We start from the raw sequence: 17,356 nt of genomic DNA on the forward strand, positions 1-17,356 counted from the left end.
TTCCAAGCAACCGCCCCACGTATTCCCAGGTTGCTGGCAGCCCGCGCTCATATTCTTCGCTCGTGAAGAAGATGCTCGCGGCTGCGATGGTGCTCGGCGCCTCGGCCGTCCCCGTTGGTGTAGTGGCCACCGGTATCGCCGCGGCCGACGACTACGCGGGGCAGAAATACTCCGACGTGCAGTCAGCGCTGTCCGACGCCGGGATGAAGGGTGTGGTCGCCGCCCGATCGGGCGATTCGGAGGCCGACGACGACTGCGTGGTGACCCACTCGGAGAAGGCGCACTGGCACAAGGGTGACGATTTCGCACCGGTCACCGACACCGTGCTGCTGGACCTGAACTGCAACGCCGGGGTGGCCACGGCCAAGACCCCGGGCAACTCGGCGGCCAGCCCCGAAGGGCGCGCAGCTATTGCGGCGGCCAAGCAGCAGGCCGAGCAGGAGCAGCAGCAGGCAGCGGCCGACCAGGCCAAGCCCAAAGCCTGACCCCGTTCTGCGTCACATGTTGAGTTCCCACACCTTCGGCCAGTCCTTGCCGCGGAGCACGGCGTCGATACCGCCGTCGACGAAGATGACGGACCCGACGAAGTAACTCGCCTCGGGGCTCAGCAGGAACGCCACCAGAGCGGCCACCTCTTCGGGCCGCCCGCCGCGCCCGGCGGGGATGGTCTTGAGGAACTGCTCCATCCCCTCACCGGTGAGCGGGTCCGTGCGCCCCTCCTTGGTCATCGGGGTGTCGATGAGCCCCGGTGCGATCGCGTTGAGCCGGATGCCGTCGGCGATGTACTCCGCGGACTTGGTGCGGGCGTAATACGCCAGCGCGGCCTTGGTGGCGGGGTAGGCCTGCAATGCCGCGAAATCGCCGAAGGTGGAGGCGACGGTATTGGCGCCCACCTCATCACCGGCCAGGCAGGCGTCGGCCAGCTCGACCGGCCAATTAGGTTGGCTGGTAGCCGAATTCGAGCTGATCAGCACCACCGACGCGTTCTCGCGGCCGGCCAGCAGCGGGCGCAGGCCTTCGAGCAGCTCGATCGCGCCGAAGTAGTTGACGGCGATGAGCAGATGCGCCGGACGGCCGGTTGCTGCGGCCAGGCCGGCGAACGGGACGAAACCGTCGATACCGCCGTCGGCCAGCTCGGTGACCTTGGCGATCGCCTCCGCGCGCCCGTCGGCGGTGCTCAGGTCCACGTTCACGTCAGCACTGCGCAGGTCGACGCCGATCACCCGATGCCCGTCGGATTCCAGCCGTTTCTTGGTCGCCGCCCCAAGCCCTGAGGCGCTGCCGGTGAGAACGTAAGTAGCCATGCTCAGCGACCATAGTCGCTGAGATGTCGGGGCAGGTCAGGCTTCCCGTAGGGCGGTCAACAGGTGTCGGGCCGCCGCGACGCGGCCCGCCGCCGGCCCGGTGAGGGTGTCCAGCGCACACTCGGGATCGGCGGGCGGGCCCATGTGGCCGCAGCCGCGCGGACAGTCCTCGATGCTGTCGGCCAGATCCGAGAACGCCCTGATGACGTCGTCCGGTTGAATGTGCGCCAGCCCGAAGGACCTGATCCCGGGGGTATCGATCACCCAGCCCTGGCCATCGAGGGAGATTGCCACCGACTGGGTGGAGGTGTGCTTACCCTTGCCCACTCCGGAAACCTCGCCGGTGGCCCGATCTGCCTCCGGGACAAGACGATTCACCAAGGTGGATTTGCCTACGCCCGAATGCCCGAGGAACACGGTGACCTGGTCGGTGAGCAGGGGCGTGACCACGTCGAGTGGATCTTCGCGGCCCGCGGTGACGATGGTCAGGTCCAGACCGGCGAACTGCGCGGCGAACGGTTCGGGCGCTGCCAGATCGGATTTGGTCAGACACAACACCGGCGTCAGCCCACCGGCATAGGCGGCGATCAATGCGCGCTCGACGAACCCGGTGCGCGGCGGCGGGTCGGCCAGCGCCACCACGATCAACAGCTGATCGGCGTTGGCCACTACGACGCGTTCGGTCGGATCCGTGTCATCGGCGGTGCGGCGCAACACTGTTCGGCGTTCACCCCGGCGGACGATCCGGGCCAGGGTGTCGGGCCGTCCGGACAGGTCGCCGACGATGTCGACGTCGTCGCCGACGACTATCGGGGTGCGGCCGAGTTCGCGGGCCCGCATCGCGACCACGCGGTGATGCGGGTCGCCCTCCAGTGCGCAGCCCCAGCGTCCGCGGTCGACGGTCACCACCATCGCGGACTGGGCATCGGCATGGTCCGGCCGGGTCTTGGTGCGCGGACGCGAACCCTTGCCCGGTCTGATCCGGACGTCGGACTCGTCGTATTCCCGCGCTCCCAAGGTGGTTTACTTCCCCCGTGCGGGCGGGTCGCCCGCCAGCATCTGTACCCACATCAGCGGGAAATCGGGCAGGGTCTTCGCGGTGGTTGCGATGTTCTCCACAGCCACTCCGGGCACCCTCAGGCCGATGATCGCGCCCGCGGTGGCCATCCGGTGGTCGGCATAGGACCGCCAGGTCCCGCCGTGCAACGGACGTGCGGTGATCAGCAGGCCGTCCTCGGTTTCGGCGCATTCGCCGCCGAGCGCGTTGATCTCGGTGGTCAGCGCGGCCAGCCGGTCGGTCTCGTGTCCGCGCAGATGGGCGATGCCCCGTAGCCGTGACGTCGAGCCGTCAGTTGCCAGTGCGGCCAGTGCGGCCACCGTCGGAGCCAGTTCGCCGACGTCGTGCAGGTCGGCGTCAAAACCGCCGTAACTTTGGGCGCCGCTGACCTCCAAATGTGAATCACGCTGGTGGACAGTCGCATTCACCTTTGTCAGCAGATCGAGGATGGTGTCGGCGGGCTGGATGCTGTCCGACGGCCAGCCGGCGATTCGCACCGTTCCACCGGTGACGATCGCAGCGGCCAGAAAAGGCGTCGAATTCGACAGGTCCGGCTCGATGTCCCACACCCGCGCGGCGATCGGGCTGGGGGAGACCCGCCAGCGATTGGGGGCCGAATCATCGATCTGTACCCCGGCGTCGCGCAGCATCGCCACCGTCATCGCCACATGCGGGGCCGAGGGCACCGAGGCTCCGGTGTGCACGATGGTGAGCCCGTCGGTGAATGTCGCACCGGACAACAACAGCCCGGAGACGAACTGCGAGGACCCCGACGCGTCGATCTCGACGGTGCCGCCGGCCACCACGCCGCGGCCGCGCACGGCGAAAGGCAGCGCATCTCCGTCGACGTCGACTCCCAACCCGCGTAGCCCATCGAGCAGCGGCGAGATCGGCCGGGCCCGGGCCTGCTCGTCTCCGTCGAATATGACCGACGCGGTGCCCAATGCGGCCACCGGAGGCACGAACCGCAACACGGTGCCGGCCAGTCCGCAGTCGACCCGCGCACCCGGGGCCGGCGCGATGCGACCGCTGACGGTGAGGTCGGTGCCGTCGCCGTCCTCGTCGTCTACGGTCACGCCCAGGGTGCGGATGGCGTCGATCATCAGGTCGGTGTCGCGGCTGCGCAGCGCGCCGCGGATCGTGGAGGGACCCTGTGCGGTGGCCAGAGCGGCCAGCACGAGCGCACGGTTGGTCAGAGACTTCGAACCGGGCACCGTCACGGTGGCGTCAACGGGGGTCGTGGCCGACGGAGCCGGCCAATGTGTCATCTGCTCCTCACGTGCGCTCACGCACTACATCCTGCCTTGTCCGCGGACTCTGCAACCATGGGCACTATGTGTGGACGTTTCGCGGTGACCACCGATCCGGCCCTGCTTGCGCAGAAAATCCAGGCGCTCGATGAGAGCGCAGCCAAAGATGCTCCGGCGGCCAATTACAACGTGGCTCCCACGACGACCATCTCCAGCGTCGTCAAACGGCACACCGACCCCGAGGACGAGTCGACGCGCCGGGTCAGGTCGATGCGCTGGGGTCTGATCCCCCCGTGGGTGAAGACGGCCGAGGGCGGCGGCCCGGACACCAAGGGCCCGTTGCTGATCAACGCCCGCGCCGACAAGGTCACCAGCTCACCGGCATTCCGCAACTCCGCCAAGAACAAGCGCTGTCTGATCCCGATGGACGGCTGGTACGAGTGGAAGGGCCTGAAGGGCGAGAAAACCCCCTTCTACATGTACGGTGCCGACGGTGAGCTGCTGTTCATGGCGGGGCTGTGGACCACGTGGCGACCACAGGGCGCACCCAAAGATGCGTCGCCGCTGCTCAGTTGCACCATCATCACCACCGACGCGGCCGGTCCGCTCGCCGAGATCCACGATCGGATGCCGCTGACCATCAGCGCTCCGGACTGGGACCGCTGGATGGATCCCGACGCCCCCATCGACGAGGGACTGCTGCGGGGCCACGGTGACCTGGACCGGATCGCCGTTCGTGAGGTGTCGCGACTGGTCAACAGCGTCCGCAACAACGGTCCGGAGCTCATCGAGCCGGCCGAGGCGGACGAGGCGGAAGAGCCGGGGCTGTTTTGACCGGCGTCGAGGGGGCTGCCGTCGACACCGGTCTCGTCGACGCGATCGGTACCGACCTGCGTTCGGCCGGATTCACCACCGACGGGGTGGCCGAGCTTCTGGGCGCCGACGCCAATGCCGCGTTGGGCCGTGGCGTGTGGTGGCCGGCGCTGCGGGCCACCCACGCTGCTCCGGCCGACCGTCAGCGCCTGGGTGTGTTGGTGCGTCTGCTGTTGCTGGGCACGGAGGAATCACCGGAGTCGGTCGAGGCGGCGTTCCCGTCGTCCGGCCTGCAGACGCTCGCGGCCAACGGCGTTCTCGAATTCACCGCCGACAAGGTTCGGGCCGCCCTCGACATCCGCCCGCACAGCGACGGCACGCGAGATTTTTACGTGGTATCCGATCAGGATGCCGCGGTGCGCCGCGGGCCGTTGCGCCACGATCACGTGCTCGGGATCGGCGGGGCGTCGGTGTCATTGGCGCGCGCCGTCACGCGCAACCACGTCGGCCGCGCCCTCGATCTCGGAACCGGATGCGGGATCCAGGCACTGCATCTGGACGCCCACTGCGACGAGATCGTCGCGACCGACACGAACGAGCGGGCGCTGGCGCTGGCCGCGATGACGGCGCGGCTGGGCGGCATGTCATGGGATCTGCGGCGCGGCAGCCTGTTCGAGCCGGTCGCTGGTGAACGTTTCGATCTGATCGTCTCCAATCCGCCGTTCGTGGTGGGCTCAGGTGCCCGGGACTACATCTATCGCGACTCTGGCTTGGCCGGAGATGCGTTGTGCCAGAGCCTTATCGAGCAGGTGGGTGATCATCTGCTGCCGGGCGGCACCGCACACGTGATGGCGAATTGGATCGTGCGTGACGGCCGAGATTGGCGGGACCGCGTCCGCGGCTGGCTGGCGGGCACCGGCCTGCACGCCTGGGTGGTGCAGCGCGAACTGGCCGACCCGGTCAGCTACGTGTCGCTGTGGCTGGCCGACGCCGGGGAGGACCTCGAACGGCAGGCGCAGCGCGGTGGGCAATGGCTCGACTGGTTCGCCGAGGAAGATATCGCCGGTATCGGCATGGGCATGATCTCGCTGCGGGTGCCGCGCGCCGGCGAAGCGCCCGAGCGGATCCTTGAGGTGATCACCGGTGCCGACGAGGCGCTCACCGGAGCCGAGGTGGACGCGTTCTTCGCCCGGCAGGCCTATCTGCGCGACACCTCCGACGACGCGCTGCTGGCGGCCCGACTCTCCACCGCGCCGGTATTCCTTGAGGCGCAGTCTCTTCCCGGACCGGAGGGTTGGCAGGAGGTCGGGGCCGCGGTGCGCCGCCCGGGTGGTCCGGCGGCAGTCATCGGGGTCGACGAGGTACTGCGCGCGCTGCTGGCCGGCTGCCGCGGCGAAGTGCCGTTGGGCACCTTGATCCAGCTGTTGGCCACTCATCACGGAGTGGATGCCGACGCGCTGGCGCAGGCTGCGCTGCCCGAGGTGCGGGAGGCCATCGGCCGCGGAATCCTCTATCAGGCCGAATGACGACTCTTTAGAGGATTGCTCGGTTTTGCTAGAGTAATCCTCGTGACTCCGTCAAAGGGTAGGGGCGCGCGGGACCGATTGCTGACGGTCGCGCGACGACGGTTCGCCGCGGAGGGGACCATCGCTCCGACGCTCGACGAGATGCGGCGTGAGGCCGAGGTCAGCGTCGGATCGCTCTATCACCACTTCCCGGACAAGCCGGCATTGGCGGCCGCGGTCTATGCACAGGTGATGGCCGAGTATCAGGCGGGCTTCCTGGCGATGCTGCGGGACCAGGCCACTGCCGAGGACGGGATCCGCGGTGGGGTCCGGCATCACTTGAACTGGATCGCAACGCACCGCGGCGAGGCCACGCTCCTGCTGGGCGACCGGTTCGACAGCGACGCGTTGCGGGCGGCCAACCAGGACTTCGTTGCAGGGATCGCGGACTGGTGGCGTCCACACCACGCCTACGGCGTGCTGGTGGCCATCAAGCCCGGCGTCACGGCCGCCCTGTGGTTCGGCCCGGCGCAAGAGTACGCCCGCCACTGGGCGGCCGGCGCTGTCGCCGAGATGGACAGTGAGGTCGTCGAGATATTTGCCGACGCGGCCTGGAACGTATTGCATGCCAAACCAATTGAGGAGGATTTCTGATGGATGAGCCCTTGTATCGCAGCATGGTCGCCGAGGGCGACGACCCGGCTGCTCCACAACGGATTCTCGTCGACCGCAGCGGCGATCGCGCGGTGGTGACTCTTGACGAACCCGACCGGCTGAACGTCCTGTCCGCACCGCTGGTCCGGCAATTGCGCCGGGCGCTGGAGGATCTGGTGGCGGACAACGACATTCGTGCCGTGGTGTTGACGGGCGCCGATCCGGGCTTCAGCGCAGGCGGCGACCTGCGCATGATGCGTGCGGCCATCGAAAATCGGTACCAGGCCGAGGGAACCGCGGACGTATGGCGCTGGATACGACGCGAATTCGGAGGTATCGCCCGACTCATCGCGGGTTCGGACACCGTCTTCGTGGCTGCGCTCAACGGTCCAGCCGCCGGTGTCGGGCTGGCCTGGGCGCTCACCTGCGATCTGGCCATCGCCAGCGAGAGGGCCGTCATCGTGCCTGCCTTCGCCCGCCTCGGACTGATCCCGGAGGTCGGCACCAGCTGGGCGCTGACCCGGCGCCTCGGCTATCAGGGCGCGCTGGCCTATTACCTGAAAGGCGAACACATCGACGCCCAAACCGCGCAGCGGCTGGGCCTGGTGCACGAGGTCGTCGTCCACGAGCAGCTGCTCGCAACCGCCGACGAATGGTGTTCGCGGGTGGCAGCGTTGCCGCCGCACGCGGTCGCGATGACCAAACCCCTGTTGCGTGCCGCGGCCGACGCCAGCTGGAACGACGCGCTCATGCTCGAAGAGTTCGCCGAGCCGACGTGTTTCACCACAGCGGCTTTCGCCGACAGCGTCGAGACCATGCTGTCCGGCGGGACGCGTCCGCGCTAGACGTTCCTTCTCATGCCCGGCGGGATGCCGTCACCACCGCATAAGGCGCCTCGAAGGCAACCTGCCCGGTGCTGTCGGCCCGTGCGCCCAGTGCGGCCGTGAAGGCGTCGAGCAGGCGGTCCCGCGTCGCCTCGTCCAGCTGGCTCAACAGGTGGACATGCATCGGTGACTCGTCGGAGATGAAGCGCACCGCAGACTCGACTGACTCGAATTGCCAAGTATGCGAACCGGTCTTGGTGCTGATCTGCTCGAATCCGGTACTGAGGCGTGAGTGCACGACATCGAGATCGCCCCACTGGTCGGGAGAGTAGGCACCGGCAGGCGGCTGCCCCAGGGTGTCGATGACGGGGGTGAAGAACGGGCTGCCCGCCTCGTCGCGGACCCAGGTGGAGAACGCGAGCACCCCGCCCGGGGCCAGCAGCCGCGTCACCTCGGCGACCAGGCTCGTGGGCTCGACGAAGATGATGCCCATGTTCGACACCGCGGTACCGAATCCGCTGTCGGGCAGGCCGGTGCGGGCGGCGTCGGCGACCACCCACTGCACCGCGTCGGCTCCGGGCCGCGCGGAGGCGATGGCGATCAGCTCGGCGGTGAGGTCCACTCCGGTGACGCGTGCCCCGGCGTCGGCGGCGGCCAACGCGGCGCTTCCGGTGCCACAGGCCAGATCGACCAGCGCGGTGTCACGGATCGGCCGCAGCGCGTCGGCCGCGGCGACGACTTCGCCGGCGATGACGGCGATGCGTTCGGCGACGGCCTCGTAGCGGCCGGCTGCCCAGTTGGTGGGCCGCGGGTCTGTGGGTTGTGGGTCAGGCATACCGACGAGCCTAGGGGCCTCCGGTGTTGCGGGTGTTGCGCCGCGTCGGCCGGCACTGGATTGGGCTGCCGATTGTCGCGCTTTGCCGGTTCGATCAGTAGAGCGGGGGTTTGTCTTGTTCGGTGTTGAGTCGGCGTTCGGTGTTGATGCGTTGGGTGTGGGTTTGTTGGCGGGTTTGTTGGCGGAGTGGCATTTTGGTGTGCCGGTCGGTGGTGGTTGTCGTGGGCGGCGGGGGTTCTGTTGGTGGAGCTGGGGTGTGGGTGGTCCAGTTGGGGAAGAGGATTTGGCTGAAGGGGGTGGTGTGGTAGGTGTGGCCGGTGGGGGAGGTCCAGGTGTGGCTGCCGTCGGGGTGTTGGAGGTCGGTCCAGCCGTTTTCGCCGGTGTGGAAGGTTTTGATGAGGTGGTGGGTCCGGCATTTGGGCCCGAGGTTTCCGGGGTGGGTGGGTCCTGCCGGCCAGGGAGTGGTGTGGTCGAGGTCGCAATAGTGGGCGGCCACTCCGCAGCCGGGGAACATGCAGACGAGGTCGCGCATCTGGACGAACGCGGTCAGCTTCGCTGAGGGCCGGTAGCTGGTTTGGGTATCGAGGTCGCCAGGGTCGGCTACGTATTTGACGGTTGCACCGGTGGCGATCAGTTCGGCGAGCAGGGGTGCGGGCACGATGCCGCCACCGAGGATGACGGCAGGAGGGCCGGTGACGGCGGGTGCGCGGTCGGCGGCGTAGTCGTTGGGGTCGGGGTCGCCGTGGATGCGGGGGTCGCGGGGTGGTGGCGCCGGGTCGGCGGGCGTCTGCGCGGCGGGTGTCTTGACTGTGGCATCGGGGCCGGCGTCGTCGTCACTGTGGCGGCCTTCGTCAACGCCGTTTGTCTCTGTGTCGTTTGGGCTCTCGTTGTGGGTGGCCCATTGGGGTAGGGCTTGTGCGAGGAGGTGGATCGCTACGGCGCGGGAGCGGGGGTCGGGGCCGGTGGCTTCGCAGTCGGGGTTGTTGCATTGGCAGGTGAGGTGGTCGGCTCCGGCGCCGAGGGCGCCCAGGGCGTCGGAGCGGCGTTGTCCGGTGGTGCGGGGGTCGTTGTCGCAGACTCCGCGGGCCATGGCGGTGAGTAGGTTTTTGAGCAGGGCCGCGTCGGTGGCCAGCAGGCGTCCCCAGATGGAGACGGTGCCGTTGGGGTCGTCGGGGTCGCCGAAGTGGATGTCGCGTTCGCGGGCGGCGGTGCGGGTTTTGCGGACGGCGGTGGGGTCGAATTTCTCGATCCATACGTCGATGGCTTGTTCGGTTTTGGCCGAAGAGAGTGCACCGTAGCTGGTGGCGGCGCCGGCCAGGGCGGTATCGATCAGGGCCAGTGCATCGTCATCGATGATGAGTTGGGTGCGCCAGGTGATGGTGGAGACGACGTTGGCCGAAATGTCGCCGCGGGCGAATACGGCGGCGACTTTCGGGAGCCGTTCGCGTAGTGCTTGGGCGATGCGCATTTGGGTGGAGGCGGCGCGGCGGCCCAGGTTGCAGGCGGCGCTGATCGCGGCGGTGGCGAGTTCCCAGCCGTCGATCGCGCGGTGGGCGGAGGTGTCGTCTTCGTCGTCGCAGTGGCGGGCCACGATCTCGGCGATGACGGTCAGGCGTGCGGCGGCTTCGATGGCTTCTGCGCGGGTGTGGTGTTGGAGGGCATCGATCAGCGCGCTGTCAGTGAGCTCACTGAGCATGGGCACCTCGAGCAATTCGAACACATGTTCGATATTACTCGTGTATTGCCAGCCTAGCAACGGTTTCCAAGTTGTCGCTGAATTGTCGCTCGCCAGGCGGGCAAACGCCCGGCGAGCGCGATTCCGACCCCTATGGGCCTGTGTATCCGGGCGGGTTGGGGGTGTCGACCCACAGGTCCACGCCGAGTTCGGAGCCGGGCACGCAGTCGTACACCGACAGATCGGCGACACCGTTGTCCAGCAGGACGTCCTCGCACAGCAGGCTCTGGCCGGTGTACTCGCGCGCGGGCTTGTTGAAGATCGTGTAGGCGGCGTCGGCGTAGACGTCGGGCTTGCGGGCGCGGCCCATCGCTTCGTCGCCGCCGAGCAGGTTCTGCACCGCGGCGGTGGCCACCAGCGTGCGTGGCCACAGCGTGTTCGATGCGATTCCCGCCTCACGCATCTCTTCGGCAATGCCCAAGGCGCACAGCGTCATTCCGAACTTGGCCATCATGTAGGCGGTCGGTTTGAGCCACTCGGACTCCAGTCGGATCGGCGGGGACAGGGTGAGGATGTGCGGGTTGTCCCGGCCCTTCATGTGGGGGATGCAGGCTTGGGACACCGCGTAGGTGCCGCGGATCTGGATGCCGTTCATCAGGTCGAAGCGCTTGAGCGGGACTTCCTCGATCGACCCGAGGTTGATGGCTGAGGCGTTGTTGACGCAGAGGTCGATGCCGCCGAACTGCTCGACGGCCTTGGCGACTGCGGCGGCCACGGAGTCACCGTCGCGCACGTCTCCGACGATCGGCAGCGCCTGCCCGCCGGCCTCCTCGATCTCCTTGGCGGCCGTGTAGACGGTGCCCTCGAGCTTGGGATGCGGTTCGGCGGTCTTGGCGACCAGCGCGATGTTGGCGCCGTCAGCGGCGGCCTTCTTGGCGATCGCCAGGCCGATACCGCGGCTGGCGCCGGAGATGAACATGGTCTTCCCGGACAGTGTCATACGGACACGATATGCGGCCCCGGGTCCGTCAGTTTCCACACCTGGGCGGTTGATCGACGATTCCCGCGGCCCTCAGGTAAAAATCGGCGGAAGGTCAGCCCGCGGCGTTGGGCTGCAGCGGGGGACAGTTGCCTGCCGGGTCCGCGACGAGCTCGAAGTGCCACAGCTCGTTGGCATAGATCTGGCACAGCCCGAAGCGTGCGCCGTTGGCGATCAGCCAGTGATCGGCCTGCGGACCGCCGACATCGACGGCCTCACCGGTCACATGCCGGGATGCGGTCGGCGTCTGCACGTACTGGCGGGCGGCCGCGAGGCTGCCATAGGTCTGCACGCCCTGATCGAGCAGTGACTGCTGGAATTCGGCCGACCGCCAGCCCGAGTTGATCGTCATGGTCACGCCTTCGGCGGCCGCGGCATTGGCGGCGTTCTGAATGGCGGCCAGCAGACGCGGATCCAACCGGCCGATGGCCGGATTCTGCACGTCGAACGGGGTGAGGACTTGTCCGTCGGCCAGCGAGCCGTCACCTTGGGTCATCGGGACGGTGTCGTCTACCAGCCGGATCTGCGGTGCGGTCGGTACGGGCGCGGGTGTGCCGAGCAGGGCCACCAGTGCGGTGACCCCCGAGGCCACGGTCGCACCCACCATCATCGGCATCACTGTGACCACATTACTGCGCCCGCTCCCGGGCCAGGGTGACCGCCAGCGCAGCCACCAGCGCTTCGATCGCGGCCGGGTCCTTCAGCCGGTCGGGTACCCAGGCCAAGGCGATCCTGGCCGGCGCCCAGGTGCTCTCGTCGATGGGAACGAGCGTGAACTCCGGCGGCGAGAAGATCTTGCCGATCAGTGACTCGGGCGCGTACGGCACCACCGCGACGAGGCGGCGGTTGAACACCTGGGCGGCCATCTCCAGTTCGCCGCCGAACTGGTTGGTGGTGCGCACGATGCGGCTCACCCCGCGCGCGTTGAGCGCACGCGTCAGGCCGGCCAGCATGACCGGGTTGGGCCGAGCGAAGTCGATCACCACGTCGCGATCGCGCAATTCCTCGATCGACACGAGGTCCTTGGTGGCCAGCGGATCATCGAACCGGACCGCGACGGCGCCACCGAAGGTGGCCACCACCCGATACTCCAACCGCTTGTCGGCGGTGGGCAGATGGATAAGCCCGAGGTCGAGATGGCCGGACACCAGCTTGGCCGTCACCTCGGCGGCCGACCCGGGGACGCTGAACTCGGTCGGCACCGGCAGGTCGGTGACCGCGCGCTGGACCTGCGCGACGAAATCTGACGGGGCGTATGCGGTGGCACCGACCCGGACGGTGGCGGCGCCCTCGGTGAGGCGGGTCGCGGTGGCCTTCAATTCCTCTACCTGGCGCAGGATTTCGCGCGCCGGGCCGAGCAGCTTGGCGCCCAGCGGTGTCAACCGGACCTCGTGGTAGTTGCGCTCGAAGAGTTGCCCGCCGAGTTCGTTCTCGAAGAGTTTGATCTGCTTGCTCAACGGCGGCGGCGTGATCATCAGCCGGTCGGCGGCGCGCTTGAAGTGCAGTTCCTCGGCAACCGCCACGAAGTACCTGAGTCTGGTGAAGTCCATGGGGTCTTTTCCGGCGTTACGAGGGCGGGGTGACCCACGAATCGTACGAGACGTGCGATCAGCGTCCCGCCGGTTGCACGCTCTGCGGGACTTCGAGCACGCCCGCGGCGATCAGCTCGTCGATGTCGGCGCCGTCCAGTCCCAACAGTTCGGCGGCGATGTCACGGGTCTGCTCGCCGAGCAGCGGCGCCTGCAGCAGCGGCGGGTCAGCGATGCGATCCGAATGGATCTGCACGTTCTCCATGATGAACGGTTCATCGGCGTGGGGGTGCAGCTCCTCGCGGAATGCGCGCCGCTGCACGTAGTAGGCCCAGTCGGCGACCTCGGCGGCACGCAGCGCGGCACCGGCCGGGACACCGGCCGCCTGCAACAGCTCCATCGCCTCGGTCGCCGGGTGCTGGGACGTCCAGGCACGCACGGCCTCGTCGATGCGGCCGCGGTGGGCGTCCCGTCCGGTGCGGGTCCCCAGTTGTGCCTCGGCACCCAGATCCGGACGGTCGATCGCCCCGCACAGCGCGCGCCAATCGGCGTCATCGCGCACGGTGACCGCGAGCCAGGTGTCCTCGCCGGCGGCCGGGAACAGGCCCCAGGGCGCATCGTGGACGGGTTGAGCCGAGGGTTCGTGCCCGCGACGCACCAGGACGTCGGCGGCGATCTCCCCGGCCAGGTGGCTCAGCATCACTTCCGACTGCGCGACGCTGACCGACCCACCGGTGCCGGTGCGTTCGCGACGCAACAGCAGGGCCAGTGCGCCGAGCGCACCGATCCGCGCGGCCACGTGATCGGGGTAGACGGTGACCGTGTCGCAGAACGATTCAGGTTCGTCCGGGTACACCCACAGGTCGGTGAACCCGGCGGCCGCACGTACGAGCGGGCCGTAGCCCATTCGCTTCGCCCATGGCCCGGTGGGCCCGAATGCCGAACTGTCCACCACCACGATGCCGGGGTTCAGCTCCCGCAACGTCTGGTAGTCCATGCCCAACGTCTCGGCCACGCCCGGTTTGAAGTTGGTCAGTACGACGTCGGACATCGCAACCAGCTGGTGCGCCAGAGCCTGGCCCCGCGGTGACCGCAGATCGATTCCGATCGAGCGCTTGTTGCGATGGCCGGCGGCGTAGGTCTGCGACATCGAGGCGAGGTTGCCGCGCAGACCGTCCGGGAATGCCGAGTTCTCGATCTTGATGACGTCGGCGCCGAGGTCGCCGAACAATCGTCCGGTGTCGGACCCGACGACGATCACGCCGAGATCCAGCACGCGCACACCCTCCAGCGGAAGGCCTTCGTTGCGACGGTGGCGGCCGGCGAGTAGCGGCGCTACATCGAGGTGCCGCGAGTCGGACGTGGCCGGTGCAGTGGCCCGGTATCCGTCGATCTCGATGACCCCGGCCGGCACGGGCGCCGACATTCCCGGGGCCAGTTCAACCTCCTGGAAGTACCCGCGGCTCATGACCTGTTCGGTGCCCAGCGTCTCGGCGAGGGTCAGTACTGCCGCCGTCGGCACCCCGTGGCGCTGGCCGGCAACCTCCAACTCGGCCCGGGTCTGCCCGGCACAGAACTGCCCGATCGCGGCCATCAGCTCCGGTGAGCTGAATCGCACCCGCAGCCGGTCGAACGACGGATCGGCGAACTGCGCGGGCCGGCCCATCCACTCGAACATGCCGTGCCACTGGCGTTTTGCGAGCAGGCAGATGCGCACATGCCCGTCCTTGCAGGCGATGATCGGGTACCGCAGTCGTTCGGCGTTCCAATCGCGTCGTTGCGCGCTCAGTGCGACCCCGGCCGAGGCCGTCCCAGCGGTACCGAACGGAGGATCGAGTGTCTGCATGGCTCCGTCGAGGATCGAGAAGTCGATGAGATCGCCTTCGCCGGTACGCAATCGGTCCAGGTACACGCTCGTGGTCATCACCGCGGCCTGCGCCGCCGCCACGCGATAGGGCAGTTGTGCTGCGGGCGGGATCAGGGGCTCGCGCCCCGGGATGCCGGAGCGGGACAGCTCGCTGGTCAGGGCATGCAGTACCGGTGCGGTGGCCTGCCAGCCGCGGTAGCTGGTGTCACGGCCGAAATCGCTGATGGACAGGATCACCAGTCCAGGGTGTTCGGCGTGAATGGTGCGTGCCGACAAGGCTTTCTCGGCAGTCGAGCCGGGCCGGGTGTCCTCGATCAGGATGTCGGCCCCGGCCAGCAGCTGAACCCAGCGGCGGCGGTCGTCGGGGATCGACGGATCGATGACGACGGTGCCCAGGCCGTGTCGGTTGATCGCGATGCTCACCGGGCCGGCGTCAACGCCGGCACCCGCGGCGAGGCGGTCGTCGGGTTCCTCGGTGACGCCGGGTAGGTGCACCTGGGTCACCGAGGCGCCGAGATCGGCCAGCAGGCGACCGACCGCAGTCATCGGACCACGGGACAGGTCGAGGATGCGAACGCCGGCCAGCGGCGGGTCGTAGTCGTCCGGGTTGGCCATCGTTCAGCTCCGGCGGGCCTGGCGGAATGGGATGTCTCGATCGACCTCGGGCTCTTTGGCCAGGCCGAGTACGCGCTCGCCGATGATGTTGCGCTGGATCTGGTCGGTGCCGCCGCCGATCGAGGTGAAGAACGCGTTGAGGGTCAGGAAGTTGACGTCGTCGGCCTCGGGGTTCTCGGGGCCGGCCAAAAGTGCCTCGGCGCCGATGATCTCGGTCTTGAGGCGGGCCTCGGCATGCAGGATGTTCGACATCGATAGCTTGCCCAGCGACATGATCGAGCTGGAACTACCCTGTGCTGCAGCTGCTTTGGCCCGCGCGTTGTTGAGTGAGTTGAGTTCGCGCAACGCCAGCACGTTGGCCAGCTCCTTCCGCACCGCCGGATCCTCCAGTCGGCCGTGATCGCGTGCCAGGCCGATGAGGTCGTCGGCCCGGGTGCGGTTGCGTGAACCGCGACCGCCGTCGCCCATGATCGACCGCTCGTAGGCCAGTGCGGTCTGCAGTACCCGCCACCCATTGCCTTCGCCGCCGAGCAGGTAGGCGCCGGACACCCGTGCGTCGGTGATGAACACCTCGTTGAAGTGCGATTCGCCGGTGATCTGTACCAGTGGACGGACCTCGATGCCGGGTTGGCGCATCGGAATCATGAAGAAACTCAAGCCTTTGTGCTTGGGCACGTCCCAGTCGGTGCGGGCGATCAGCAGTGCGTACTCGGCGGTCGTGGCGCCCGACGTCCACACCTTCTGGCCGTTGATCACCCACTCGTCACCGTCGCGGACCGCGGTGGTGCGCACGGCGGCCAGATCGGATCCGGCCCCGGGTTCGCTGTAGAGCAGGCAGGTGCGGGCACGCTCGGTCAGAAAGTCCCGCACCAGGTCGCTCTTGAGCTGATCGGTGCCGAACTTGAGCGCGGTATTGGCCGGGATGCTGTATTTGTCCTGTCGCGCGCCGGGGGCCTTGACCGCCCGGAATTCCTGCTCGATGAGCGCGGCCAGTGCAGTCGGGTACGCCCGCCCGAACCATTCGGTGGGGTATGTCGGCACCGCGTAGCCCGCGTCGAGAACTTTCTGGAGCCACGCCACGCGCTCGGGGGAGCTGACCCACGGATTGGTGGATTTCGGTAAGCCGGACCAGTTCTGGGCAAGCCAGTCGCGCACCTCGGTGCGCAGTTGATCCGCGCTGGGCAGGTCGTTGGCGGTCATCGTCAGGCGCCTTTCGACGAGAGGTAGCGCTCGCGGTGCAGCTCCGAGCCGCCGAGCAGTTGCAGGCCGGTGCGGGCCCGACGCAGGAACAGGTGGGCCGGGTGCTCCCAGGTGAAAGCGATGCCGCCGTGCATCTGGATCGCCGACATGGCGGTCGCGTGGTAGGCCTCGGCGCAGGCGAATCCGGCCAGACCGATTGCCCCACCGGCCTTTTCGCTACCTGCGTCATACTCGGCAGCAGCGTGCTGGGCGGCCGAGGTGGCCGATTCCACCTGCACCAGCAGGTCGGCGGCCATGTGTTTGAGGGCCTGAAAGCTGCCGATGGGTCGGCCGAACTGAATCCGGGTCTTGAGATAGTCCACGGTGATGTCGAAGATCCGCCGTGCCCCGCCCACCTGTTCACCGGCCAGCGCGATCACCGCGAGGTCGAGCGCCTGTTGCACCGCGTCCCAGCCCGAGGTGCCGAGACGACGGGCCGGGGTGGCGTCGAACGTGTACGTCGACAGCGGGACCGACGGGTCGAAAACCGTTGCGGCCGTGCGCTCGAAACCCTCGGCGCCGGGCGCGACCTGGAAGACCCCGAAGTCGCCGTTGATGCGTGCCACGACCAGGATCACGTCGGCCACCTGGCCGTGGATGACGTAGTGCGCGTTGCCGGTCAGCGTGTGGTCGGCACCCTCCGTGGCGCCCGCTTCCGTCGCACGCACCGCGACGCCCTGGCGGGCCCAGGTGCCGCGGGCACCGGTCACCGCGACCGTCCCCACCGAGGTTCCTGCGACCAGTCCCGGCAGCAGACGTTGCTTGTCGGCGCCGGTGCCTGCCGCCTCGATCAGTGCCGACGTCAGCACCGCGCTGGACAGGAACGGTGCCGGGAGGAGCGCGGCCCCGGTCGCCTCGGCGACGGCCTCGAGCTCGAGGGCGCCCAGGCCGACGCCGCCGTACTCGCTGTCGACCAGCAGTCCCGCCACGCCCTGGGCCGCCAGTCTGCGCCACAGCTCACGGTCGAATCCGTCGTCGCTGCCCATCGCCCGGCGCACGTCCTGCTCGGTGCACTCGTCGTGCAGCAACTCGGAGACGGCGGCGGCCAGTTCCGCTCGCTCGGCCACGCTGATCGTCATGGGACCCGCCTTCCTCTTCGGGTCCATGCAATCCGGCGTGGGCCGTGATGTAAATCATGGATTCGGACACC

At 68.3% G+C, this 17,356-nt stretch carries 16 protein-coding genes; 5 read left to right on the top strand and 11 right to left on the bottom strand.

Going from position 1 to position 17,356, the window contains the following annotated elements; all coding sequences use genetic code 11:
* Nucleotides 1–71 precede the first annotated feature (71 nt).
* Complete coding sequence (locus ACZY08_RS12140) at nt 72–485, top strand: hypothetical protein (protein ID WP_463745270.1); 414 nt, start codon at nt 72–74, stop codon at nt 483–485.
* Between the two features lie 12 nt (nt 486–497).
* Here the strand turns inward: ACZY08_RS12140 and ACZY08_RS12145 are convergent, their stop codons facing one another.
* From ACZY08_RS12145 to aroA, 3 genes are read right to left on the bottom strand one after another with little or no spacing between them, the layout of a single operon-like run.
* Nucleotides 498–1,304 carry an SDR family oxidoreductase gene (locus ACZY08_RS12145; RefSeq protein WP_463744614.1) on the bottom strand — a complete coding sequence of 269 codons (807 nt, stop codon included), beginning with the start codon at nt 1,302–1,304 and terminating at the stop codon, nt 498–500.
* Nucleotides 1,305–1,340: 36 nt separating this feature from the next.
* Complete coding sequence (gene rsgA, locus ACZY08_RS12150) at nt 1,341–2,321, bottom strand: ribosome small subunit-dependent GTPase A (protein ID WP_463744613.1); 981 nt, start codon at nt 2,319–2,321, stop codon at nt 1,341–1,343.
* A 6-nt stretch (nt 2,322–2,327) separates the two neighbouring features.
* Entirely contained in the window at nt 2,328–3,629 is a 1,302-nt protein-coding gene (gene aroA, locus ACZY08_RS12155) for a 3-phosphoshikimate 1-carboxyvinyltransferase (RefSeq protein WP_463745269.1), read from the bottom strand.
* 66 nt (nt 3,630–3,695) lie between these two features.
* Between aroA and ACZY08_RS12160 the strand changes: the two genes are divergently transcribed.
* Genes ACZY08_RS12160 through ACZY08_RS12175 form a run of 4 tightly spaced genes read left to right on the top strand, consistent with a single transcriptional unit; the run spans nt 3,696 to nt 7,428 of the window.
* Nucleotides 3,696–4,445, top strand: a complete 750-nt coding sequence (locus ACZY08_RS12160; RefSeq protein WP_463744612.1) for an SOS response-associated peptidase — start codon at nt 3,696–3,698, stop codon at nt 4,443–4,445.
* Entirely contained in the window at nt 4,442–5,950 is a 1,509-nt protein-coding gene (locus ACZY08_RS12165) for a DUF7782 domain-containing protein (RefSeq protein ID WP_463744611.1), read from the top strand. The genes ACZY08_RS12160 and ACZY08_RS12165 overlap by 4 nt, the downstream gene beginning before the upstream one ends.
* 42 nt (nt 5,951–5,992) lie before the next feature.
* On the top strand, nt 5,993–6,583 hold the full coding sequence (locus ACZY08_RS12170; protein ID WP_463744610.1) for a TetR/AcrR family transcriptional regulator: 591 nt from the start codon (nt 5,993–5,995) through the stop codon (nt 6,581–6,583).
* Complete coding sequence (locus ACZY08_RS12175) at nt 6,583–7,428, top strand: enoyl-CoA hydratase/isomerase family protein (protein ID WP_463744609.1); 846 nt, start codon at nt 6,583–6,585, stop codon at nt 7,426–7,428. The genes ACZY08_RS12170 and ACZY08_RS12175 overlap by 1 nt, the downstream gene beginning before the upstream one ends.
* Nucleotides 7,429–7,438: 10 nt before the next feature.
* Here the strand turns inward: ACZY08_RS12175 and ACZY08_RS12180 are convergent, their stop codons facing one another.
* The 8 genes from ACZY08_RS12180 to ACZY08_RS12215 form a co-directional block, all read right to left on the bottom strand.
* On the bottom strand, nt 7,439–8,242 hold the full coding sequence (locus tag ACZY08_RS12180; protein ID WP_463744608.1) for a class I SAM-dependent methyltransferase: 804 nt from the start codon (nt 8,240–8,242) through the stop codon (nt 7,439–7,441).
* Between the two features lie 94 nt (nt 8,243–8,336).
* On the bottom strand, nt 8,337–9,962 hold the full coding sequence (locus ACZY08_RS12185) for an HNH endonuclease signature motif containing protein (RefSeq protein WP_463744607.1): 1,626 nt from the start codon (nt 9,960–9,962) through the stop codon (nt 8,337–8,339).
* A gap of 106 nt (nt 9,963–10,068) precedes the next feature.
* Nucleotides 10,069–10,917, bottom strand: a complete 849-nt coding sequence (locus ACZY08_RS12190) for an SDR family oxidoreductase (RefSeq protein ID WP_463744606.1) — start codon at nt 10,915–10,917, stop codon at nt 10,069–10,071.
* Between the two features lie 94 nt (nt 10,918–11,011).
* A complete protein-coding gene (locus ACZY08_RS12195; RefSeq protein ID WP_463745268.1) occupies nt 11,012–11,572 on the bottom strand; it encodes a M15 family metallopeptidase in 561 nt (186 codons plus the stop codon).
* A 13-nt stretch (nt 11,573–11,585) separates the two neighbouring features.
* A complete protein-coding gene (locus tag ACZY08_RS12200) occupies nt 11,586–12,506 on the bottom strand; it encodes a LysR family transcriptional regulator (RefSeq protein ID WP_463744605.1) in 921 nt (306 codons plus the stop codon).
* Between the two features lie 58 nt (nt 12,507–12,564).
* Nucleotides 12,565–14,967 (bottom strand): CaiB/BaiF CoA-transferase family protein, encoded by a 2,403-nt coding sequence (locus tag ACZY08_RS12205; protein ID WP_463744604.1) that lies wholly within the window; start codon nt 14,965–14,967, stop codon nt 12,565–12,567.
* 3 nt (nt 14,968–14,970) lie between these two features.
* On the bottom strand, nt 14,971–16,167 hold the full coding sequence (locus ACZY08_RS12210; RefSeq protein WP_463744603.1) for an acyl-CoA dehydrogenase family protein: 1,197 nt from the start codon (nt 16,165–16,167) through the stop codon (nt 14,971–14,973).
* Between the two features lie 2 nt (nt 16,168–16,169).
* On the bottom strand, nt 16,170–17,285 hold the full coding sequence (locus ACZY08_RS12215; RefSeq protein WP_463744602.1) for an acyl-CoA dehydrogenase family protein: 1,116 nt from the start codon (nt 17,283–17,285) through the stop codon (nt 16,170–16,172).
* Nucleotides 17,286–17,356 lie beyond the last annotated feature (71 nt).

It is taken from the genome of Mycobacterium sp. IDUB_9, from assembly GCF_055419505.1.

What these genes read in the sequence shown, in the direction of transcription:
- ACZY08_RS12140 (WP_463745270.1), top strand. Translation starts at nt 72, where the DNA reads ATGCTCGCGGCTGCGATGGTGCTCGGCGCCTCGGCCGTCCCCGTTGGT.
- ACZY08_RS12145 (WP_463744614.1), bottom strand. Translation starts at nt 1,304, where the DNA reads ATGGCTACTTACGTTCTCACCGGCAGCGCCTCAGGGCTTGGGGCGGCG.
- aroA (WP_463745269.1), bottom strand. Translation starts at nt 3,629, where the DNA reads ATGACACATTGGCCGGCTCCGTCGGCCACGACCCCCGTTGACGCCACC.
- ACZY08_RS12160 (WP_463744612.1), top strand. Translation starts at nt 3,696, where the DNA reads ATGTGTGGACGTTTCGCGGTGACCACCGATCCGGCCCTGCTTGCGCAG.
- ACZY08_RS12175 (WP_463744609.1), top strand. Translation starts at nt 6,583, where the DNA reads ATGGATGAGCCCTTGTATCGCAGCATGGTCGCCGAGGGCGACGACCCG.
- ACZY08_RS12180 (WP_463744608.1), bottom strand. Translation starts at nt 8,242, where the DNA reads ATGCCTGACCCACAACCCACAGACCCGCGGCCCACCAACTGGGCAGCC.
- ACZY08_RS12190 (WP_463744606.1), bottom strand. Translation starts at nt 10,917, where the DNA reads ATGACACTGTCCGGGAAGACCATGTTCATCTCCGGCGCCAGCCGCGGT.
- ACZY08_RS12195 (WP_463745268.1), bottom strand. Translation starts at nt 11,572, where the DNA reads ATGCCGATGATGGTGGGTGCGACCGTGGCCTCGGGGGTCACCGCACTG.
- ACZY08_RS12200 (WP_463744605.1), bottom strand. Translation starts at nt 12,506, where the DNA reads ATGGACTTCACCAGACTCAGGTACTTCGTGGCGGTTGCCGAGGAACTG.
- ACZY08_RS12205 (WP_463744604.1), bottom strand. Translation starts at nt 14,967, where the DNA reads ATGGCCAACCCGGACGACTACGACCCGCCGCTGGCCGGCGTTCGCATC.
- ACZY08_RS12210 (WP_463744603.1), bottom strand. Translation starts at nt 16,167, where the DNA reads ATGACCGCCAACGACCTGCCCAGCGCGGATCAACTGCGCACCGAGGTG.
- ACZY08_RS12215 (WP_463744602.1), bottom strand. Translation starts at nt 17,285, where the DNA reads ATGACGATCAGCGTGGCCGAGCGAGCGGAACTGGCCGCCGCCGTCTCC.